At 59.6% G+C, this 22177-nt stretch carries 19 protein-coding genes; 6 read left to right on the top strand and 13 right to left on the bottom strand.

Going from position 1 to position 22177, the window contains the following annotated elements:
* Positions 1-31: 31 nt before the first annotated feature.
* From CKW21_RS05915 to CKW21_RS05905, 3 genes are all read right to left on the bottom strand, one after another.
* Positions 32-1138 (bottom strand): NADH:flavin oxidoreductase/NADH oxidase, encoded by a 1107-nt coding sequence (locus tag CKW21_RS05915; protein ID WP_095193065.1) that lies wholly within the window; start codon positions 1136-1138, stop codon positions 32-34.
* A gap of 267 nt (positions 1139-1405) precedes the next feature.
* Entirely contained in the window at positions 1406-3115 is a 1710-nt protein-coding gene (gene recJ, locus CKW21_RS05910) for a single-stranded-DNA-specific exonuclease RecJ (RefSeq protein ID WP_095193064.1), read from the bottom strand.
* A 66-nt stretch (positions 3116-3181) separates the two neighbouring features.
* The gene (locus tag CKW21_RS05905; RefSeq protein ID WP_007971297.1) at positions 3182-3724 is read right to left on the bottom strand and encodes a YaeQ family protein; all 543 of its coding nucleotides are present in this window, start codon (positions 3722-3724) and stop codon (positions 3182-3184) included.
* 148 nt (positions 3725-3872) lie between these two features.
* Here CKW21_RS05905 and CKW21_RS05900 point away from each other — a divergent pair, with 148 nt between their 5' ends.
* Together CKW21_RS05900 and CKW21_RS05895 are read left to right on the top strand one after the other, a co-directional pair.
* Positions 3873-5072, top strand: a complete 1200-nt coding sequence (locus CKW21_RS05900; RefSeq protein WP_095193063.1) for a CaiB/BaiF CoA-transferase family protein — start codon at positions 3873-3875, stop codon at positions 5070-5072.
* Positions 5026-5994, top strand: a complete 969-nt coding sequence (locus CKW21_RS05895) for a TIGR02285 family protein (protein WP_095193062.1) — start codon at positions 5026-5028, stop codon at positions 5992-5994. Before CKW21_RS05900 ends, CKW21_RS05895 begins: the two co-directional genes overlap by 47 nt.
* Positions 5995-6164: 170 nt before the next feature.
* Here the strand turns inward: CKW21_RS05895 and CKW21_RS05890 are convergent, their stop codons facing one another.
* The 10 genes from CKW21_RS05890 to ffh all read right to left on the bottom strand — a co-directional run bounded on the left by CKW21_RS05890 (position 6165) and on the right by ffh (position 15214).
* A complete protein-coding gene (locus CKW21_RS05890) occupies positions 6165-6452 on the bottom strand; it encodes a DUF3509 domain-containing protein (protein ID WP_095193061.1) in 288 nt (95 codons plus the stop codon).
* A gap of 262 nt (positions 6453-6714) precedes the next feature.
* Positions 6715-8124, bottom strand: coding sequence for a threonine synthase (gene thrC, locus CKW21_RS05885; protein WP_095193060.1), 1410 nt, complete (start codon positions 8122-8124; stop codon positions 6715-6717).
* Positions 8125-8228: 104 nt separating this feature from the next.
* Positions 8229-9533, bottom strand: coding sequence for a homoserine dehydrogenase (locus CKW21_RS05880; RefSeq protein ID WP_095193059.1), 1305 nt, complete (start codon positions 9531-9533; stop codon positions 8229-8231).
* A gap of 133 nt (positions 9534-9666) precedes the next feature.
* Positions 9667-10398 carry a bifunctional protein-disulfide isomerase/oxidoreductase DsbC gene (gene dsbC, locus CKW21_RS05875; protein WP_095193058.1) on the bottom strand — a complete coding sequence of 244 codons (732 nt, stop codon included), beginning with the start codon at positions 10396-10398 and terminating at the stop codon, positions 9667-9669.
* Between the two features lie 249 nt (positions 10399-10647).
* Complete coding sequence (gene xerD / locus CKW21_RS05870; protein WP_095193057.1) at positions 10648-11544, bottom strand: site-specific tyrosine recombinase XerD; 897 nt, start codon at positions 11542-11544, stop codon at positions 10648-10650.
* A gap of 99 nt (positions 11545-11643) precedes the next feature.
* The gene (gene rplS / locus CKW21_RS05865; protein ID WP_003175895.1) at positions 11644-11994 is read right to left on the bottom strand and encodes a 50S ribosomal protein L19; all 351 of its coding nucleotides are present in this window, start codon (positions 11992-11994) and stop codon (positions 11644-11646) included.
* A gap of 45 nt (positions 11995-12039) precedes the next feature.
* Complete coding sequence (gene trmD, locus CKW21_RS05860; protein ID WP_047532757.1) at positions 12040-12792, bottom strand: tRNA (guanosine(37)-N1)-methyltransferase TrmD; 753 nt, start codon at positions 12790-12792, stop codon at positions 12040-12042.
* 2 nt (positions 12793-12794) lie between these two features.
* Positions 12795-13331, bottom strand: coding sequence for a ribosome maturation factor RimM (gene rimM / locus CKW21_RS05855; RefSeq protein WP_077046480.1), 537 nt, complete (start codon positions 13329-13331; stop codon positions 12795-12797).
* 5 nt (positions 13332-13336) lie between these two features.
* Positions 13337-13588: a 30S ribosomal protein S16 gene (gene rpsP, locus CKW21_RS05850; RefSeq protein WP_003198088.1), complete on the bottom strand. Its 252-nt coding sequence runs from the start codon at positions 13586-13588 to the stop codon at positions 13337-13339.
* 249 nt (positions 13589-13837) lie between these two features.
* Positions 13838-15214 carry a signal recognition particle protein gene (ffh, locus tag CKW21_RS05845; protein WP_095193056.1) on the bottom strand — a complete coding sequence of 459 codons (1377 nt, stop codon included), beginning with the start codon at positions 15212-15214 and terminating at the stop codon, positions 13838-13840.
* A 210-nt stretch (positions 15215-15424) separates the two neighbouring features.
* Here ffh and CKW21_RS05840 point away from each other — a divergent pair, with 210 nt between their 5' ends.
* From CKW21_RS05840 to CKW21_RS05825, 4 genes are all read left to right on the top strand, one after another.
* Positions 15425-16237, top strand: coding sequence for an inner membrane protein YpjD (locus CKW21_RS05840; RefSeq protein WP_095193055.1), 813 nt, complete (start codon positions 15425-15427; stop codon positions 16235-16237).
* A gap of 12 nt (positions 16238-16249) precedes the next feature.
* A complete protein-coding gene (locus CKW21_RS05835; protein WP_095193054.1) occupies positions 16250-17485 on the top strand; it encodes an HlyC/CorC family transporter in 1236 nt (411 codons plus the stop codon).
* 301 nt (positions 17486-17786) lie between these two features.
* Positions 17787-19103, top strand: a complete 1317-nt coding sequence (locus CKW21_RS05830) for an MFS transporter (protein WP_095193053.1) — start codon at positions 17787-17789, stop codon at positions 19101-19103.
* 213 nt (positions 19104-19316) lie between these two features.
* Positions 19317-22163, top strand: a complete 2847-nt coding sequence (locus CKW21_RS05825; protein WP_095193052.1) for a valine--tRNA ligase — start codon at positions 19317-19319, stop codon at positions 22161-22163.
* The last annotated feature ends 14 nt before the right edge of the window (positions 22164-22177 follow it).

Here is a 22177-nt window from a genome sequence, read left to right as displayed (position 1 = left end):
ATTCAGGGGCTTTTTTTTGCGCTGTTTTTAATCAGTCACGTAAATCCGATTCATGAATAGGCTGTTCACGATGGGTCGCCCGTTGGTATTGCGCGGGCCAGACCGCCTTGTGTCCACCGAGGTCGTCATCCGCATGCAGTGGCCAGTACGGATCGCGCAACAACTCCCGGGCCAGGAAAATGATGTCTGCCTGACAGGTGCGCAGAATGTGCTCAGCCTGTGCCGGTTCGGTAATCATTCCTACGGTGCCGGTAGCAAGCCCTGCTTCTTTGCGTACACGCTCAGCGAAGCGGGTCTGATAGCCAGGCCCTGTCGGAATCTCCGCGTTGACCGCCGTACCGCCCGATGAGACATCGATCAGGTCCACCCCCAGGGACTTGAGACGCCGCGCCAGCTCCACGGTTTCGTCGGGATTCCAGCCGTCCTCCACCCAATCGGTGGCCGAAACCCGGACAAACAACGGCAACTCTTCAGGCCACACCGCGCGCACCGCTTCGGTGACCTGCAACACCAGACGAATGCGATTTTCGAATGAACCGCCGTACTGGTCACGCCGCTGATTACTCAGGGGCGAAAGAAACTGGTGCAACAGATAACCGTGGGCGGCGTGCACTTCGACCACTTTGAATCCGGCAATGAGTGCGCGTTTAGCCGCATCGACGAAGGCCTGAACAATGTCAGCTATCTCGCTTTCTTCGAGCTGCTTGGGCTTTGTGTGCTCAGGGTCGTAAGCGATCGAGGACGGGCCGACTGGTACCCAGCCGCCGTCTGCGGGTTTCACACTGCCATGTGTGCCCAGCCATGGCCGCCAGGTACTGGCCTTGCGTCCCGCATGGGCCAGCTGGATGCCCGCTACGGCGCCCTGAGCGGTAATGAAGCGGGTGATGCGTTGCAGCGGTTCGATCTGTTCATCGTTCCACAAACCAAGGTCTTGCGCGGTGATGCGCCCGTCGGCGGTGACCGCCGTGGCTTCAGTAAATACCAGCCCCGCCCCGCCGATGGCACGGCTGCCGAGGTGGACCAGGTGCCAGTCATTGGCAAGGCCATCGACGCTGGAATACTGGCACATCGGCGATACCGCGATACGGTTGAGCAGGGTCAGTTGGCGAAGGGTATAGGGTTCAAGCAGCAGACTCATGGGGCACCTCTCGAATCAGTGGGCAGGCTCCAGGGTTCTGTTTGAAAGTCGACGAGTGACAGGAAAAAGGTTCAGCACCCGCCCCCGCGGGCAAAAAATTCGACAAGACGTCACAAGGAAAATCAAGCAGTGATTAGAGCCTAGTCGACAACGGGGGATGAGGGAGGGTTCAGAGGGATTTGGTGTAAGGGAAATCGCTTTCGCGAGCAGGCTCGCTCCCACAGGGCATGCATAAATCCTGTGGGAGCGAGCCTGCTCGCGAAGGGGTCAACGCGGTTCGATGTGGGCAATCATCAGCTGAACGGTTTCGTTACCGCGGAATTCGTTGACGTCGAGTTTGTAGGCCAATTCCACCCACTTGATGGTTGGATTCGGCCAGATGTCACGGTCGATACCAAAGGCAATGCCATCGAGCTTGACCGAGCCACATTCACTTCTGAGCACCACTTTGAGGTGCCGTTCACCCACCACCCGTTGCTCGACCAACTGAAACACTCCGTGAAACAGCGGTTCCGGGAAGTGCTGCCCCCAGGGCCCTGCGTGGCGCAAGGCACGGGCCAGTTCCAGGTGAAACTCCTCGACGGCCAGGGTGCCGTCCGAGAGCAGGCGTCCGGTCAGGTCTTCTTCGCGCAATTGGCGACGCACTTCAGCATCGAAGGCTTCGGCGAACAACGGAAAATTCGCTTCCGGTAACGTCAGGCCAGCGGCCATGGCATGGCCACCGTATTTGGTGATCAGGTTCGGATGCTGCGCCGCCACCACGCTCAGTGCATCACGAATATGAAAGCCCTGGACCGAGCGCCCCGAGCCCTTGAGCAAGCCGTCGCCTGCATCGGCAAAGGCGATGGTCGGACGGAAGTAACGCTCTTTCATACGCGACGCCAGGATACCGATGACACCCTGATGCCACTCGGGATCGAACAGGCACAAACCGAACGGCATCGATTCCACCGGTAAATCCTTGAGCTGGGCCAGCGCTTCACGCTGCATGCCCTGCTCGATGGATTTGCGGTCCTGGTTCATGCCGTCCAGTTGGGCGGCCATTTCCCGGGCCAAACCGGCATCTTCGGTGAGCAGGCATTCGATGCCCAGGCTCATGTCATCCAGGCGCCCCGCTGCGTTGAGGCGCGGGCCGACGATGAAACCCAGATCGGTCGAGGTGATGCGCGCATGATCACGCTTGGCCACTTCGAGAATCGCCTTGATCCCCGGCCGGGCACGTCCGGCACGAATCCGCTCCAGGCCCTGATGCACCAGAATCCGGTTATTGGCATCCAGCGGCACCACGTCGGCGACGCTGCCCAGGGCCACCAGATCGAGCAATTCGCCAATGTTCGGCTGCGGCCTGGTTTCGTACCAGCCCAGGCTGCGCAATCGCGCGCGCAGGGCCATCAACACATAGAAAATCACCCCGACGCCGGCCAGTGCCTTGCTTGGGAAGCCGCAACCCGGCTGGTTCGGATTGACGATGGCATCGGCCAACGGCAGTTCATCACCGGGCAAGTGGTGGTCGGTGACCAACACGTTGAGCCCGGCCTTCTTCGCCGCCGCCACGCCTTCGACGCTGGAAATGCCGTTGTCCACCGTGATCAACAACTGTGGCTGGCGCTCCAGCGCCACCGCGACGATTTCCGGGGTCAGGCCGTAGCCGTAGTCGAACCGATTGGGCACCAGGTAATCGACGTGCGCGGCACCCAGCAGGCGCAAGCCCAGCGTACCCACAGTACTGGCCGTGGCGCCGTCGGCGTCGAAGTCACCGACGATCAGGATCCGCTGCCGCTGCTCCAGCGCCACCACCAACAAATCTACGGCTGCATCGATGCCCTTGAGCTGCTGGAACGGAATCAACCGCGCCAGGCTCTTGTCCAGCTCGGCTTCGGACTGTACGCCCCGCGCCGCGTATAACCGGGTCAGCAGCGGCGGAATATCACCGAGCAATGGCAGGGTGTCGGGCAACAGGCGAGGTTCGATGCGCATAGGGTAACGGGGGCTTCTCTCAAGTACACAGGATTAAATCGGGTGATGCGTACTGGCTGCAAACAATCAGCCGCGTTCGCCGGCCAGCCATTGCAACTGGACTTCGTGCTGGCCACGGTCATCGGTGACGAAAATCGTCCCTTCGCTGATCATCACGTCCCACTTGATGACGCGGGGCATGTCTTTGGCCAGGGTTTCCAGGACTTCCTGAGGCACGGCGGCAATATTGACGTTTTTCAGGTTTTTTACCGCCGGCACCACTTTGCCTTCCCAGACACGCAGGCTGCCGTAAGCCAGCAGGCTGGTGCGTTCGGTACGACGCGAACACCAGGTCAGGCGCTCGGCATCCGGCTGACCGACTTCGATCCAGTGCAGCACACGGTCATCCAGGCTTTTTTCCCACAAGGCTGGTTCATCCACTTCTGACAGACCACGGCCAAAAGACAGCTGCTCGTTGTACCAGAGGGCGTAGGCCAACAGGCGCACGGTCATGCGCTCTTCGGTTTCAGAAGGGTGACGGGCGATGGTCTGCTTGACGCTCTCGTAGACACTGCGGTCGAGGTCGGTGAGATTCAGTTCAAACTTGTAGGTCGTGGACGGCTGGGCCATGAACGGGCTTCTTGATACGTGGAAAGGCGGCAAGTCTAACCGATGCGACAGGCAATCATCGAGTTGATGGCGATCTACCTTGAGCGCCTGACAGTCGGCTATGTTAAAAGTCTGTATTCGCCAAGTCTCTCGTCCTACAGGATCCCGTATGCCGCTCACCACCAAACCGCTCTCAGGTCTGAAAGTCATTGAGTTGGGCACCTTGATTGCCGGCCCGTTTGCCTCGCGTATCTGCGCTGAATTCGGTGCCGAGGTGATCAAGATCGAATCCCCGGACGGTGGTGATCCGCTGCGCAAATGGCGCAAGTTGTATGAAGGCACTTCGCTGTGGTGGTTTGTGCAGGCCCGCAACAAAAAGTCGCTGACCCTGAACCTGAAGCATCCGGACGGTCTGGCGATTCTGAAAAAACTGCTGAGCGAAGCAGACATCCTGATCGAGAATTTCCGCCCCGGCGTCCTGGAAAAACTCGGCCTGGGCTGGGACACCTTGCATGCACTGAACCCGAAACTGGTGATGGTGCGGCTCTCGGGCTTCGGCCAGACCGGCCCCATGAAAGATCAGCCGGGATTTGGCGCGGTCGGTGAATCCATGGGCGGCCTGCGCTACATCACCGGGTTCGAAGACCGGCCACCGGTGCGCACCGGGATTTCCATCGGCGACTCGATTGCCGCGCTCTGGGGTGTGATCGGCGCGCTGATGGCCCTGCGTCACCGCGAGGTGAATGGCGGACAGGGGCAAGTGGTGGACGTGGCGCTGTATGAAGCGATCTTCGCCATGATGGAAAGCATGGTTCCGGAGTTCGATGTATTCGGTTTCATCCGCGAACGCACTGGCAACATCATGCCTGGTATCACCCCCTCTTCGATCCACACCAGCGCCGATGGCAAACACGTGCAGATCGGCGCCAACGGCGATGCAATTTTCAAACGCTTTATGCTGGTCATTGGCCGCGAAGACCTGGCCAATGACCCGATGCTGGCCAGCAACGACGGCCGCGACAGTCGCCGCGACGAGCTTTACGGGGTCATCCATCGCTGGGTCAACTCGCTGCCACTGGACGCAGTACTTGAGTACCTGAATCAAGCTGACGTACCCGCCAGCCGGATCTTCAGCGCCGAAGACATGTTCAGCGATCCGCAATACCTCGCTCGGGAAATGTTTCTGCAGGCCAAGCTGCCCGATGGCAAAGACTTCAAGATGCCAGGGATCGTGCCGAAACTCTCTGAGACACCCGGTGATTGTGAATGGGTCGGGCCGCAACTGGGCGAGCATAACGCCCAAGTACTCCAGGAACTTGGCTATGACGCGTCGCAGATCACACAGCTGCGCAAAGACGGAGCCATTTGAGCTGAAACGTCTGCGTGCGCGCCCCTTCAACTATCGCCTGTTGCGTTACGGGCGGGTTTTGTGCGCGTTTGCAGGCCTGCTGTTGATCACTGTTCTGGCCATGCCTGCGCTGGCGCAATCCAAGGAATCCCTGCTCTGGCTCAAGCGGGATCTGCCGCCACTGTTCATTTTCGACGGACCGAAAAAAGGCCAGGGGGTCATCGATCAACTGTTGTCACGGTTGATTGCCGGTATGCCCAAGTACCAGCACAGCGTGATGAAGGTTAATCGTGCTCGCGGCTTGCAGATGCTTCACGAGCCATCCCTTGTCTGCGACGCAGCGCTGAATTGGAGCAAGGAGCGCGAAAGCTGGATTGCATTTTCCATCCCGGTCTTCCGTGCAATGAGCAATGGCCTGGCGGTGAAACGCGTTGATCGGGAGGTGCTGACGCCGTTCATCAAGGATGGCGAGGTGGACCTGGCGGCGCTGCTGGCCACTGGCAGCGTCAGCCTGGGCATTGTTGCCGAACGCAACTATGGCGACTTCCTCGACGCACTCATCAAACAAGCCCCCCCGAAAGCCCTGACGCTTCATTACGGCAACGACGCCTTGGGCAGCCTGTTGCAGATGCAACGCCTTGGGCGCTTGCAGTTGCTGTTGGGTTATCGTCCGGAAATCCGCTACCAGGCCGAGCAGCAAGGGATTGCGGAGGATGAATTGCAGTTCTATCCGATTCGCGGCACGGGCAAATACCTGTCCGGCTATATCGGCTGCACCGACACTCCCCAAGGCCGGCAGGCAATCATCGAAATCAACCAACTGCTGCGCACCCTGCCCCGCGACCACCTGAGCGAAGCCTACGCTGCCTGGCTCGACCCGGAAAGTCGCAGCGAGTACCTGGAAGCCTCCAGGAAATTTTTCGAACAGCAGGCCGGACAATGACAAATTCCAGGCAAAAAGAAACCCCGAGAAGTGGGGAGACGACTCGGGGTTAAACGTGGCCTACATAAAGACCCGTAACAGCAAGCTACAAGCACCGGAGCACAATGCTTGATCCTGCTGTTATGGGGTCTGACTGACTTAGGGGCAGGAAGGTTCCCGCCAATGACAATTCAATTTCTGCTGGCCAGCAGCTTGTCTTGAGCAGCATTGCGCAATGCCGCGATAACACAGGGCTCCAGGCGTCCTTCGGCGATCAGCACATCACGATGCAAGCCATCGACCACATCGGTCAACGAACGCTTGTCAGTCAACTGCGCCTGATTGAACTCCCGATCGACCACGACCACACCGGTCGCATTCTTCAATGTCACCCGGCATTCGCCATGAAGGCCTGACGGGGTCAACGTCACCTGGTACGGGCTTAGAGCCTCACCGAGCAAGAGACTGATACTTTCCATCTCGATCACCACTCAATAGTCCGAAAACAAAGTGCCTGGGGCGTGTCTACAGTAAATGACCGCCGGCCCGAGAAGAAAGTTCTGAAAGCTCTCTGGTCGATAGAGGATGCATGTCAAAGATGACAGGGAAAAAACAGGCGTATCACGTCTGTCGGGTCAAAAACTCAGACAGCACACATACCTGTGGCGAGGGAGCTTGCCGGGTGAGGCATGAAAAAAAGCCCGTCAGGAGACGGGCTTCAATGTGTGACAGCTTTACTGGTTACAGCGGCTTGCCGCGATTACCGTGCTGGCTGACAAAGGTCTGCACGGCTTTCAGGTCGTTCGGCAACACGGTGCAACGCTCGTCTCGCTCAAACAGATCGGAAAGATGCACAGGCAGCTCCAGCGCTTTTCCTACACCGGCTTTTTCCACCGCATCCGGGAACTTGACCGGATGGGCCGTGCCGAGGATCACCATCGGGATATCCAGGCTGCGGCGGCATTCGCGTGCGGCCTTGACGCCGATGGCGGTGTGCGGGTCCAGCACTTCCCCGGTCTGCTCGTAGACTTCGGCGATGGTTTCGCAGGTTTGCGCATCATCCACGGCCAGCGAGTCGAACAGTTTGCGTGCTTCGGTCCAGCGCTCCTGTTCGACGCTGAAGCCTCCGCCCTGCTTGAAGCTGTCCATCAGCCCGGCAATCGCCGCGCCGTTGCGACCGTGCAAGTCGAACAGCAGACGCTCGAAGTTCGACGACACCATGATGTCCATGGACGGCGACAGGGTGGCGTGCAGGGTTTCCTTGACGTACTGATTGCCGCTCATGAAGCGGTGCAGGATGTCGTTGCGGTTGGTGGCGACGATCAACTGGTTGATCGGCAGGCCCATGTTGCGCGCCAGGTAACCGGCGAAGATGTCGCCGAAGTTGCCGGTCGGCACCGAGAACGACACCGAACGCGCCGGGCCACCCAGTTGCAGGGCTGCGTGGAAGTAGTAAACGATCTGGGCCATGATCCGCGCCCAGTTGATCGAGTTCACCGCCACCAGGCGGGTGCCCTTGAGGAAGCCCTGGTCGGCGAAGCTCGCCTTGACCATTTCCTGGCAGTCATCGAAATTGCCTTCGATGGCGATGTTGTGGATGTTCTCACCGAAAATGGTGGTCATCTGCCGACGCTGTACTTCGGAAACGCGGTTGTGCGGGTGCAGGATGAAGATGTCGACGTTTTCGCAGTGCTTGCAGCCTTCGATGGCGGCCGAACCAGTGTCACCGGACGTGGCGCCGACGATCACCACGCGCTCGCCGCGCTTTTCCAGCACGTAGTCGAGCAGACGACCGAGCAGTTGCAGGGCGAAGTCCTTGAACGCCAGGGTCGGGCCGTGGAACAGTTCCAGCACCCATTCGTTGCCGTTCAGCTGACGCAGCGGCGCCACGGCGCTGTGGGCGAACACGCCATAGGTTTCTTCAAGGATCTTTTTGAAATCGGCATCAGGGATGCTGCCGGTGACGAACGGGCGCATGACGCGGAAAGCCAGCTCGTGATACGGCAGGCCGGCCCAGGAAGCGATTTCTTCCTGGGTGAAACGTGGCAGGTTTTCCGGGACGTACAAACCGCCGTCGGTGGCCAGACCGGCCAGCAGGACGTCTTCGAAATTCAGGGCCGGTGCCTGGCCGCGGGTGCTGATATAGCGCATGGGGGCAAACCTTCGGTTTGGGCTTCAAGCTACAAGCTACAAGCTACAAGTTAAAAGCAGCTTGGCTTTTACTTGCAGCTTGCAGCTTGCGACTTGCAGCTGTGTTAATTCAAATGTTCGACGCGAATCCGGACTACCGGCCCAACCACGCCCTGAAGAGCCTCCAGTGCCTGGATGGCATCGTTGATATGCTGCTCCAGCACGCGGTGGGTCAGCAGGATCATCGGCACCAGGCCGTCGTGTTCCTCGACTTCCTTCTGCATGATCGATTCGATGTTGATCCCGCGCTCGGACAGGATGCTCGCCACCTGGGCCAGCACGCCCGGATGATCCTTGGCCTGAATGCGCAGGTAATAGGCGCTTTCACAGGCTTCGATCGGCAGGATCGGGTGAGCCGACAACGAATCCGGCTGGAAAGCCAGATGCGGTACGCGGTTTTCCGGGTCGGAGGTCATGGCGCGAACCACGTCCACCAGATCGGCGATCACCGACGAAGCAGTCGGCTCCATGCCGGCGCCGGCGCCGTAGAACAGGGTCGAACCGGCGGCGTCGCCGTTGACCATCACCGCGTTCATCACGCCGTTGACGTTGGCGATCAGGCGATCGGCCGGAATCAGCGTCGGGTGCACGCGCAACTCGATACCGGTCGCGGTGCTGCGCGCCACGCCCAGGTGCTTGATGCGATAGCCCAGGGCTTCGGCGTAGTTCACGTCAGCGGTGGTCAGCTTGGTGATGCCTTCGGTGTAGGCCTTGTCAAACTGCAACGGGATACCGAACGCGATGGACGCCAGGATCGTCAGCTTGTGCGCCGCATCGATGCCTTCGACATCGAAGGTCGGATCGGCTTCGGCGTAACCCAAAGCCTGGGCTTCAGCCAGCACGTCTTCAAAGGTCCGGCCCTTCTCACGCATCTCCGTGAGAATGAAGTTGCCGGTGCCGTTGATGATGCCGGCGACCCAGTTGATGCGGTTGGCGGACAGGCCTTCACGGATCGCCTTGATCACCGGAATGCCACCGGCCACGGCCGCTTCGAACGCAACGATCACGCCCTTCTCGCGAGCCTTGGCGAAAATTTCATTACCGTGAACAGCGATAAGCGCCTTGTTCGCGGTGACCACATGCTTGCCATTCTCGATGGCCTTGAGTACCAGCTCGCGGGCAACGGTGTAGCCGCCCATCAGCTCTATGACGATGTCGATCTCAGGGTTCGTGGCCACATCGAAGACATCGTTGGTAATCGCAATACCGGTCGTTTGGAACTGAGGCTTTGGCGTGCGAATGGCAATTTGCGCCACTTCGATCCCACGCCCGGCACGACGAGCAATTTCCTCGGCGTTACGCTGAAGTACGTTGAAGGTACCGCCACCGACGGTCCCTAACCCACAGATGCCTACTTTGACCGGTTTCACTGTGAACTCCCCATAAAACGGCCGACTCGAGGCCGGCCGTGAAAACAGCCGCAGGTTCGCGGCTCTCTATTAATGGCCCGGCGATGTCGCTGCCGGACCATGATCGTCAAGGCTTGCCGTGACGATGCGAATTTTACTTCGCGCCCAACGCCAGTTTGGCGACTTGTGGCGCAGGCTGATAGCCCGGAATGACCTGACCGTCAGCCAAAACGATGGCCGGTGTGCCGTTCACGCCGATCGACTGGCCGAGGGCGAACTGCTTGGAAACCGGGTTATCGCACTTGGCGGCCTTGATTTCCTTGCCGTCGACCATCTTGTCCATGGCCGCTTTCTTGTCTTTCGAGCACCACACCGCTTGCAATTGCTCGTCACCCGGCGAACCCAGGCCCTGGCGCGGGAACGCCACATAACGTACTTCGATGCCGCGCTTGTTCAGCTCGGGCACTTCGGCGTGCAGTTTGTGGCAATACGGGCAGGTGGTGTCGGTGAACACGGTGATGTGCGATTTGGTTTCGCCGATGGCCGGGTAGACCACGGTTTCAGCGACCGGAATCTCGTTGATCAGCTTGGAGATGCCCAGGCGTTCGGTCTTCTCGGTCAGGTTGACCGGCTTGCCGTCCTTGAGCTGGAACATGTAGCCCTGGACCACATACTGGCCGTCGGCGCTGGCGTACAGCACGCGGCTGCCCTTGAGTTTGACTTCGTACAGGCCCGGCAGCGGACTGGCGGTGATGGTTTCTACCGGCACTTCGAGCTGGAGGTTTTCCAGGCTCTTACGGATGGCTTTGTCGGCCGCGTCATCGGCGACGGCAAAGGTGCTGACCAACGCAATGGCTGCGGCGGTGAAAATCTGGGTCAGACGCATGAGAACTCCTGAAGGCGGACAAATGGGACGACCAGAACGCCGGTACCGAAACACCGGGTCATAACCGCCCATCGTGCAAACCGGCAAAGCCTACCACATAAGGCCCGTGGGGCCGAATGCGGGTGATACAAGGCATTAGCAAGGCACTTCTGTGGGAGCGAGCCTGCTCGCGAAATCAGTCTATGCGCGACATCAATGCTGAATGTGCCGCCGTATTCGCGAGCAGGCTCGCTCCCACAGTGAACAGGATCAGCCTCGGGGATGGTGTTTGGCGTGCAGGTCTTGCAAGCGCGCCCGGGCGACGTGGGTGTAGATCTGCGTGGTCGACAGGTCACTGTGCCCCAGCAACATCTGCACAACCCGCAAGTCGGCGCCATGGTTGAGCAGGTGCGTGGCGAACGCATGGCGCAAGGTGTGCGGCGACAGGGACTTGCCGATCCCCGCCACCTTGGCCTGATGCTTGATCCGGTGCCAGAACGTCTGGCGGGTCATCTGCTCGCCGCGCTGGCTGGGAAACAGCACATCACTGGGACGGCCGCCGAGCAACTCGCCACGGCCATCGCGCAGGTAACGCTCGACCCAGACAATCGCCTCCTCGCCCATCGGCACCAACCGCTCCTTGCTGCCTTTGCCCATCACGCGCAGCACGCCCTGGCGCAGGTTGACCTGCTCCAGTGTCAGACTGATCAGCTCCGTCACCCGCAGGCCGCAGGCGTACAACACCTCGAGCATGGCCCGATCACGCTGACCGATTGCCTCGCTTAAATCAGGTGCCGCCAGCAAGGCCTCGACATCCGCTTCCGACAAGGATTTGGGCAACGGCCTGCCAAGCTGCGGCATATCGACGCGAAGGGTCGGATCAATGGCGATCAGCTTTTCCCGCAACAAATAGCGATAGAAGCCCCGCACGCCCGAGAGAAATCGCGCGGTCGAACGGGGCTTGTAGTTTTGCTCCACGCGCCAGGCCAAATGATCGAGGATCAACTCCCGGCCAGCGTTGGCCAGTTCCAGGCCCTTTTCCTGCAACCAGCCGTTGAACAGCGCGAGGTCACTGCGATAGGCATCGCGGGTGTTATCGGAAAGACCTTTTTCCAACCACAGGGCATCAAGGAATTGGTCTATCAGTGGATGATCAATGGCAGGCATAAAGGCTCAGGCAAGACCGGCAATACGGCCAAGAAAGATAAATCGCGGGCAACAAAAAAGCAGCCCGTAGGCTGCTTTTTTCTGCATCGGAAGCTGGACTTAAGCCAGTTTTTCCTTGATGCGAGCTGCTTTACCCGACAGGTCACGCAGGTAGTACAGCTTGGCTTTACGTACGTCACCGCGACGCTTGACAGCCATGCTGTCGATTTGCGGGCTGTAGGTCTGGAAAGTACGCTCTACGCCAACACCGTTGGAGATTTTACGAACGGTGAATGCACTGTTTACGCCGCGGTTACGCTTGGCGATAACAACACCTTCGAACGCTTGCAGACGCGAACGGTCGCCTTCCTTCACTTTCACCTGAACGACAATGGTGTCGCCCGGGGCAAAGGTAGGGATCTCTTTGGTCATCTGCTCTGCTTCGAGTGCAAGGATGATTTTGTTAGTCATGCTGTGCTCCTAAGGTAAATCGTCGGATCTACCATCGATACGTTGTTAACTATCGTCCCGCTCGCGGATGTATTCCTCGAGCAGCTTCTTCTCTTCTCCAGAAAGCGAGCGGCTTTCCAGAAGATCGGCGCGTCGTTCATAGGTCCGACCAAGGGACTGCTGTAAACGCCAACGCCGGATGTGCGCGTGATTGCCACTTAGCAATACGTCGGGAACACGCTGATCCGCATACACCTCCGGTCGGGTGTAGTGCGGGCAATCCAGCAAACCATCCGTAAAGGAATCTTCCTCGGCGGAGTCCGCATGCCCTAAAGCTCCAGGCAGCAGTCGTGTAACCGCATCGATCAGGACCATCGCCGGCAGCTCGCCGCCAGACAGTACATAGTCGCCAATCGACCACTCTTCATCGACATGAGCTTCAATAAAACGCTCGTCAATGCCTTCGTAGCGGCCGGCAATCAGGATCAATGCATCCAGATTCGCCAACTCGCGTACCGCCGACTGAGTCAGTTGACGGCCTTGGGGCGACAGGTAGATCACCTTCGCACCCTCCCCGGCGGCTGCCTTGGCCTGAACCAGAGCATCTTCCAGGGGCTTGATCTTCATCACCATGCCCGGACCACCGCCAAATGGGCGATCATCCACAGTGTGATGTCGATCCGTCGTGTAGTCTCGCGGATTCCAACAGGTGAGCTGCAAGAGCCCCTGTTTCACCGCACGACTGGTGATGCCGTACTCGCTGATGGCGGAGAACATCTCGGGAAACAAACTGATCACTTCTACGCGCAAGTTAGCCACGCTTAGAAGTCCGCATCCCAATCCACCTTCATCTCGCCTGCGACCAGGTCGACGGCCAACACGCATTGCTCGGTATAGGGCAACAGGCGTTCGCGATCATCCAGGCTGCCAGCGCAAGGCTTGACCACCATTACATCGTTCGAGCCGGTCTCCAGCAGGTGATCGATCTTCCCGAACAGTTGCCCGAGGGTGTCGATAACCTTGAGACCTTCCAGCTGGTACCAGTAGTACTCGCCGTCGGTCAGTTCAGGGAACAGGTTGCGCGGCACGCAGATCTCATAACCGGCCAGAAGACGAGCTTCTTCACGATCATCGAGACCCTTGAGCTTTGCGACCAGGAACTTGTCATTCCCGCGTCCGCTGACCAGCTCTACCTGCTTTACATTGCCGTCACGCTTGAGCGTCCAGGTTTTGTAATCCAGCAGGTTTTTGATCGGATCAGTAAAGGAATACACCTTCACTTCGCCGCGAACGCCGTGAACAGAGTAAATCTTGCCGATAACGATCAAATCATCAGCAACAGCTGGCGTCGCGTTCATATTGCTCAGGCCGCAGCCTTGGCAGATTCCTTCAACAACTGAGCAACGCGCTCAGAAGGTTGTGCACCAACGCTCAGCCAGTAGGCTACGCGCTCTTGGTTCACGGACAGACGAACTTCCTGACCACGAGCAACAGGGTTGAAGAAACCAACCTGTTCCTTGTGCGAACCGTCGCGCGGGTTGCGGCTGTCGGTTACGGTCAGGTGGTAAAACGGGCGCTTTTTGGAGCCGCCAAGGGCAAGACGGATTGTTAGCATGTGAACATCGTTCCTGTAGTCGGTGCTGCAAATCTAAAGGCACAGCGGGCATGGGTGCCCGAAAGGCCGCATATTCTAAGGAATATCCGGACTTTTGCAAATGACTTTTTCCGGCGACCTACCGGCCGCCATGCAGATTTGCTATAGAGCCGTCGTTGAAAACGGCCGATCAGCTCCCGCCAAGTGCGGGTTTGCTGGAGATCCCACTTCCGTGTGGGTTGCGCAAGAGCAAGCCCTTGCGCGGATTCTTTACATCTTTGGCATACCACCGCCGGGCAACATACCGCCCATGCCGCGCATCATTTTGGCCATCCCGCCTTTGGCGGAGAACTTCTTCATCATCTTCTGCATCTGCTTGTGCTGCTTGATCAAGCGACCGATGTCCTGCACCTGAGTGCCGGAGCCCATGGCGATACGACGCTTGCGCGAACCGCTGATCAGTTCAGGGTCGCGGCGCTCGGCCGGGGTCATGGAGTTGATGATGGCTTCCATCTGTTTGAACTGTTTCTCTGCCGCACTCTGGGCGTTGCCCATCTGCGCCAGGTTCACACCGCCCATGTTCGGCAGCTTGTCCATGAGACCGCCGAGGCCGCCCATGTTCTTCATTTGTTGCAGTTGATCGCGGAAGTCTTCGAGATCGAAGCCCTTGCCCTTCTTCAGCTTCTTGGCCAGCTTGTCGGCCTTGTCCTTGTCGAGGGTCGCTTCCGCCTGCTCGATCAGACTGAGCACGTCGCCCATGCCGAGGATGCGCGAAGCGATACGCTCAGGATGGAACGGGTCGAGCGCTTCGCTCTTCTCGCCCATACCGATGAACTTGATCGGCTTGCCGGTAATGGCACGCACCGACAGGGCAGCACCGCCGCGGGCATCGCCGTCGACCTTGGTCAGGATCACACCGGTCAGCGGCAACGCATCACCGAAGGCCTTGGCCGTGTTGGCGGCGTCCTGGCCGGTCATGGCGTCGACCACGAACAGGGTTTCGACCGGGTTGATCGCGGCGTGCAGGGCCTTGATCTCGCCCATCATCTCTTCATCGATGTGCAGGCGACCGGCAGTATCGACGATGACCACGTCGATGAATTTGAGTTTTGCTTCCTTAATAGCCGCCTGGGCGATGTCGACCGGTTTCTGGCTCAGGTCGGACGGGAAGAAGGTCACACCGATGTCGCTGGCCAGGGTTTCGAGCTGCTTGATCGCCGCCGGACGGTAAACGTCTGCGGACACGACCATGACCGACTTCTTCTTGCGTTCTTTAAGGAAGCGCGCAAGTTTGCCGGCGGTAGTGGTTTTACCAGCACCCTGCAAACCAGCCATCAGGATGACGGCAGGCGGAACGGCGCTCAGGTTCAGGTCTTCGTTGGCCGCGCCCATCAGGCTTTCGAGTTCGGCCTGGACGATTTTCACGAAGGCCTGGCCCGGCGTCAGGCTGCGCGACACTTCGGTGCCGACGGCGCGTTCCTTGACCGAATTGACGAAGTCCTTCACCACCGGCAGGGCGACGTCAGCCTCGAGCAACGCCATGCGCACTTCGCGCAGGGTGTCTTTGATGTTGTCCTCGGTCAGCTTGGCCTTGCCGGTGACATGGCGCAGCGTCTGCGAGAGACGGTCGGTTAAGTTTTCAAACATTGCGCGATCCTTTCAGGCCCTGTGTAGACCGGGATAATGGCGGCCCGAACCGGACTAAACATGTGCTCGGCGAGCCTGCGGCGTGGGCAGGTCGCGGATTATAGCGAAGACTGCGCTTGGCGGACACCTCGCCGTCAGCTTGTCTGGTCTTTCGTGGCGCGGGGGTTCTATGCCAAACTCAGCGACTTTCGGGCTTGCCTAACAGGACTTATGCTCCCCTTGTCACCCAGTTTGCTGACCACCCTCGCCGCCGCCTGCTTATATGCCGCTGCGACTCTCTATCAGGGCACTCGCCTGGCTACCTGCGCCAAGGCCAACAAACGCCTGCTGGTTACGCTTGGCGTACTCGCCGTGCTGGCCCACGGCGCCAGCCTGCTCGCCCATCTGTTGACCCCGATCGGTCTGGCCCTGGACTTTTTCAGCGCTTCGAGCCTGATCGCCGCAGCGGTCATCGCCTTGACCCTGCTGGCCTGCTCACGGATCCCGGTGGAGAACCTGCTGGTGCTGCTGTTTCCGCTGGGCGCCATCACGGTGCTGCTGGCCCAGTTCGCCCCCGCCGGCACCGTGCAAGTGATCGATGAGGAACCAGGCATCCTTGCCCACATCCTGCTGTCGATTCTCGCCTACGGCATGTTCACCATTGCGGTGTTCCAGGCCTTGCTGCTGCTGGTTCAGGACCATCAGCTCAAACATAAGCACCCCTCCGGGCTGATCAAGAACTTCCCGCCACTGCAGACCATGGAAAGCCTGCTGTTCGGCTTCCTCTGGGCCGGCTGGACCCTGTTGTCGATGTCGTTGATCTCCGGCTGGTTGTTCGTCGATAACCTGTTCGCACAGCATCTGGTACACAAAACCTTGCTCGCCTGCCTGGCCTGGGTCGTCTTCAGCGTGCTGCTCTGGGGCCGTAACCGCCTCGGCTGGCGTGGACACAAAGCCATTCGCTGGACCCTCGCCGGTTTCTGCCTGCTGATGCTGGCGTATTTCGGCAGCAAGCTGGTCCGTGAATACATCCTGCACATTTGACGGGTGGCATTAATGGACGACTTGCCCTTAGGGCCGATGCTTGCAGTGGTGGTCCTGCTGATTTTATGGTCAGGCCTGTTTTCCGCCATCGAATCCGCACACCTGCATTTGCTGGCCAAGCGCACGGCTTCGCGCTCCAGCGACAAGCCGCTGGCCCGGCTGAACTTCCCGCTCGATAGTCTGATCTTCTGCAATACCCTGTGCCGCACCCTGGTAGTCGTCCTCTGCACCTTGTTGGCAATTTTCACCTGGGCCGAAAACGGTCCGTGGGTTGCCTGCCTCGGCGCAGGTGCCATTGTGCTGGTGTTTGCCGACTACCTGCCGCGCGCCCTCGCCGTCCGCCATCCGGATGCAATTCTGGCCCTGGGCAACACCCTGCTTCCCGTGCCGTTGAAAATCGTCTATCCGGCCGCCTGGCTGCTCAATGCCATCAGCCAGTTACTGATGCGTCCGTTCGCTCGCAAAGCCAAGGTGGTGCAACAGAGCGAAGACGAGGTGCCGAAGGAACGGCACGACGATCATGAACCCGTCGTCTGCCGCCCACATTCGCTGCCGGGCATCCATGCGCTGGACAACATCACGGTCAACGACATTCTGGTACCGCGCAGTGAAGTCGACGGAATCAATCTCGACGACCCGATCGAGGACATCGTCGAGCAGTTGCGCCATAACAAGCGTACACGCCTGCCGGTGTTCCACAGTGATATCAACCAGGTCGAAGCGGTGCTCAACACCCGGCAAATCGCCCATTTGCTCCCTGATGGAAGCCTGACGCTGGAAGCGCTGCTGGCGGCCAGTCGCGAACCTTATTTCGTTCCGGAAAGCACCCCGCTGCAACTGCAGTTGCTGAACTTCCACAAGCAGCAGCGACGCCTGGGCATGGTGGTCGACGAATACGGCGAAGTACTCGGCATCGTGACCCTGGAAGACATTCTCGAAGAAATCGTCGGCGAATTCGAAAGCCAGCAAAGCCTGGACAACCCGCATATCCATCCACAGGCCGACGGGCGCCTGGTGATCGATGGCGCCGCATCGATACGCGACCTGAACAAGAGCCTCGGCTGGCACCTGCCAAGCGACGGCCCGAAAACCCTCAATGGCCTGGTGACCGAAGCGCTGGAAACCATTCCGGAGAGCGCGGTATGCCTGAAGATCGGCCGTTATCGCCTGGAAATCCTTGAGACGGAAGAGAATCGCGTCACACGGGTTTTGATCTGGCATACGAGCTCGATGCCTGTTGCCATCTGATGTGGCGAGGGAGCTTGCTCCCTCGGACGCGTAGCGGCCGCAAACGTTTTAAATCGGAGAAATTGAGCCTTGCGCACTCAGGCCTGCTTCGTAGCCCAGCAGGAGCAAGCTCCCTCGCCACAAAGGCCTGCATTCGATCCAAGCCCCTTGTTGATTCGTTAGCCTCCTTCCTATAATCGAGCCGCTTACCCAAGCCGCCCTACCCCTGTGCTACCCGCACCCCGCTTAAAACCCACATCCCTGGGTGTTCGACCATAATAATTCGCTCCACTGGGGCAACATGACTGTCAGGGATAACCGCATGACGACCAGCACGACTTACAGCGATTCCACACCCGCGCAACCGACCAACTCCGCCACTCGCGTAGCCACGGCAAGTTTCATCGGCACCGCTATCGAGTTCTACGACTTCTATGTCTACGCCACCGCCGCGGCGCTGGTGATCGGCCCGGTGTTCTTTCCACAGACCTCCGGCACGGCACAGATGCTGTCGGCCTTCCTCACCTTCGGCATCGCCTTCCTCGCCCGCCCGCTGGGCTCGGCGCTGTTCGGTCACTTTGGCGACCGCATCGGCCGAAAATCGACCCTGGTGGCCTCCCTGCTGCTGATGGGCGTGTGCACCACGCTGATCGGCGTGCTGCCGGGTTACGACAGCATCGGAGCCTGGGCGCCGATCCTGCTCTGCGTACTGCGTTTCGGCCAGGGCCTTGGATTGGGCGGCGAATGGGGCGGCGCGGCGTTGCTGGCCACGGAGAACGCACCCAAGGGCAAACGTGCCTGGTTCGGCATGTTCCCGCAGCTCGGCCCATCCATTGGCTTCCTCGCGGCCAACGGCCTGTTCCTGACACTGGCCATGGTCCTGGACGATGAACAGTTCCGCTCGTGGGGCTGGCGCATTCCGTTCCTGCTCAGTGCCGCACTGGTGATGGTCGGCCTGTATGTACGCCTCAAGCTCCACGAAACACCGGTGTTCGCCAACGCCGTGGCGCGCCAGGAACGGGTAAAGATCCCGCTGATCGAACTGTTCAGCCAATACTGGCTGCCGGTGCTGCTGGGTGCGGGCGCGATGGTGGTGTGTTACGCGCTGTTCTATATCTCCACGGTGTTCTCCCTGAGCTATGGCGTGTCGACACTCGGCTACAGCCGTGAAACCTTCCTGGGCCTGCTGTGCTTCGCCGTCCTGTTCATGGCCGCGGCCACACCACTGTCGGCCTGGGCCAGTGACCGGTACGGGCGAAAACCGATACTGATCATAGGTGGCGTGCTGGCGGTCCTGTCCGGGTTTCTGATGGAACCGCTGCTGACCCAGGGTTCGACTTGGGGCGTGGCGCTGTTTCTGTGCATCGAACTGTTTCTGATGGGCGTGACATTCGCTCCCATGGGCGCACTGCTGCCGGAGCTGTTTCCGACCCACGTACGTTATACCGGCGCATCGGCGGCTTATAACCTGGGCGGGATTGTCGGGGCTTCGGCGGCACCGTTCTTCGCGCAGAAACTGGTGGCAATGGGTGGTTTGAGTTATGTCGGCGGGTACGTGTCAGGGGCGGCGGTGCTGAGTTTGATTGCCGTGCTATGCCTGAAGGAAACGCGGCATAACGATTTGAATCGGGTTGCCTGATAGATTGCCTTCGCGAGCAGGCTCGCTCCCACACTGATTGCACACCTCTGTGGGAGCGAGCCTGCTCGCGAAGGCGTCGGGACAGGCCAAACATACCCCCGGCCCGTCGCGAATTTTCCCCTATCCATTGGCCTCTCGCTCTACGCGTAACAGCTTATCCCCGCTATACTCATCGGCTTTTCCTGAATAAATGCCAATAGGGTCCCGCCGCGCATGGATAAGACCTACCAGCCGCACGCCATTGAAACCTCCTGGTACAACACCTGGGAGTCCGAGAATTACTTCGCCCCGCAAGGCGCGGGCGAGTCCTACACCATCATGATCCCGCCGCCGAACGTCACCGGCAGCCTGCACATGGGGCATGGCTTCAACAACGCGATCATGGACGCCCTGATCCGTTTCCGTCGCATGCAGGGTCGCAACACCCTGTGGCAGCCGGGCACCGACCACGCCGGTATCGCCACGCAAATGCTGGTGGAGCGTCAACTCGAAGCCCAGGGTCAGAATCGCCACGATCTGGGCCGCGACAAGTTCCTCGAGAAAGTCTGGGAATGGAAGGATCAGTCCGGCGGCAACATCAGCCGTCAGATCCGCCGCCTCGGCTCGTCCGTCGACTGGAGCCGTGAACGCTTCACCATGGACGACGGCCTCTCGGAAGCCGTCAAGGAAGCCTTCGTACGCCTGCACGAAGACGGCTTGATCTACCGCGGCAAGCGTCTGGTCAACTGGGACACCAAGCTGCACACGGCGATTTCCGACCTCGAAGTGGAAAACCACGACGAAAAAGGATTCCTGTGGAACCTGAAATACCCGCTGGCCGACGGCGCGAAGACCGCTGAAGGCAACGATTATCTGATCGTCGCGACGACTCGTCCGGAAACCATGCTCGGCGACTCCGCCGTGGCCGTTAACCCGAACGACGAACGCTACAAAGCCCTGATCGGCAAATTTGTCGAGCTGCCGCTGGTCGGCCGCCGCATCCCGATCATCGCCGACGATTACTGCGATCCGGAATTCGGCACAGGCTGCGTGAAAATCACCCCGGCCCACGACTTCAATGACTACGAAGTCGGCAAGCGCCACAACCTGCCGCTGCTGAACATTTTCGACAAGAACGCCATCGTTCTGCCAGCCGCCCAGGCGTTCAACCTCGACGGCACGCTGAATGAAAGCATCGACGGCAAGATCCCGGCTGAATATGCCGGCCTGGACCGTTTCGAAGCGCGCAAGCAAATCGTGGCGGCGTTCGATGCGGCCGACCTCTTGGTCAGCGTCAACGATCACGCCCTGAAAGTACCGAAAGGCGACCGCTCCGGCACCATCATCGAGCCGTGGCTGACCGACCAGTGGTACGTGTCCACCAAGCCGCTGGCCGAGCCTGCGATTGCCGCCGTTGAAGACGGCCGCATCCAGTTCGTCCCCAAGCAATACGAAAACATGTACTTCTCGTGGATGCGCGACATCCAGGACTGGTGCATCAGCCGTCAGCTGTGGTGGGGCCACCGGATTCCGGCCTGGTACGACGAGTCGGGCAAAGTCTATGTCGGTCGCGACGAAGCCGAAGTGCGCGCCAAGCACAACCTCGGCCCGGATGTCGCCCTGCAGCAGGACAACGACGTACTGGACACCTGGTTCAGCTCGGGCCTGTGGACCTTCTCCACCCTGGGCTGGCCGGAAAAGACCGAATTCCTGAAGAAATTCCACTCCACCGATGTGCTGGTCACCGGTTTCGACATCATCTTCTTCTGGGTTGCCCGGATGATCATGTTGACGATGCACCTGATCAAGAACGAGGATGGTACGCCGCAGGTGCCGTTCAAGACCGTCTACGTGCACGGCCTGGTACGTGATGGCCAGGGCCAGAAGATGTCCAAGTCCAAGGGCAACGTCCTGGACCCGCTGGACATCATCGACGGCATCGAGCTGGAAGAGCTGGTGCAGAAACGCACCTCCGGCATGATGCAGCCGAAACTGGCGAAGAAGATCGAGAAGCAGACCCGCGACGAGTTCGCCGACGGCATCGCCAGCTACGGCACCGACGCCCTGCGTTTCACCTTCTGCTCGCTGGCGTCCACCGGTCGCGACATCAAGTTCGACATGGGCCGCGTCGAAGGCTATCGCAACTTCTGCAATAAAATCTGGAACGCCGCGCGCTACGTGCTGGACAAGGGCGAAGACTGCGGCCAGAACGGCGAAGCCTACGAGCTGTCGCTGGCCGATCGCTGGATCATTTCGCAACTGCAACGCACTGAAGCCGAAGTGACCCGTCAGCTCGACCAGTTCCGTTTCGACCTGGCTGCACAAGCTTTGTATGAGTTCATCTGGAACCAGTATTGCGACTGGTACCTGGAGCTCTCCAAACCTGTGCTGTGGGACGAAAACGCACCGGTTGAGCGCCAGCGCGGCACCCGTCGCACTTTGGTTCGCGTGCTGGAAGTGGCCCTGCGCCTGGCGCATCCGTTCATGCCGTTCATCACCGAAGAAATCTGGCAGCGCATCGCGCCGCTGGCCGGCATCGAAGGCAAGACGATCATGCTTCAGCCTTGGCCAGTGGCCAACGAAGAGCGCATTGATCAAGCCGCCGAAGATGACATCGAATGGCTCAAGGGCCTGATGCTCGGCACGCGTAACATCCGTGGCGAAATGAACATCGGCCCGGGCAAACCGTTGCCGCTGTTCCTGAAGAACGTCAGCGCCGAGGATCAACGTCGCCTGAGCGAAAACGAGGCACTGCTGAAAAAACTGGCGCGCCTCGAATCGATCACCGTCCTGGCAACCGGCGAAGAAGCACCACTGTCGGCGACCGCGCTGGTTGGCGAGATGCAAGTGCTGGTGCCGATGGCCGGCCTGATCGACAAAGGTGCGGAACTGGCGCGTCTGGACAAGGAAATCCAGCGCCTGCAAGGCGAAGTGCAGCGTGTCGGCGGCAAGCTGTCCAACGCTGGCTTCGTGGACAAGGCGCCGGCTGAAGTCATCGACAAGGAACGCGCCAAACTGGCCGAGGCTGAACAAGCCTTGGGCAAACTGGCGGAGCAGCATGCGCGGATTGCCAGCTTGTAACGGCAAATCGCAAT

Origin of the sequence: Pseudomonas sp. Irchel 3A7 (assembly GCF_900187565.1) — a bacterium.
Taxonomy (GTDB): Bacteria; Pseudomonadota; Gammaproteobacteria; order Pseudomonadales; family Pseudomonadaceae; genus Aquipseudomonas.
The sequence above is the reverse complement of the archived record's forward strand: the minus strand, read 5'-3'. Positions and strand labels throughout refer to the sequence as shown.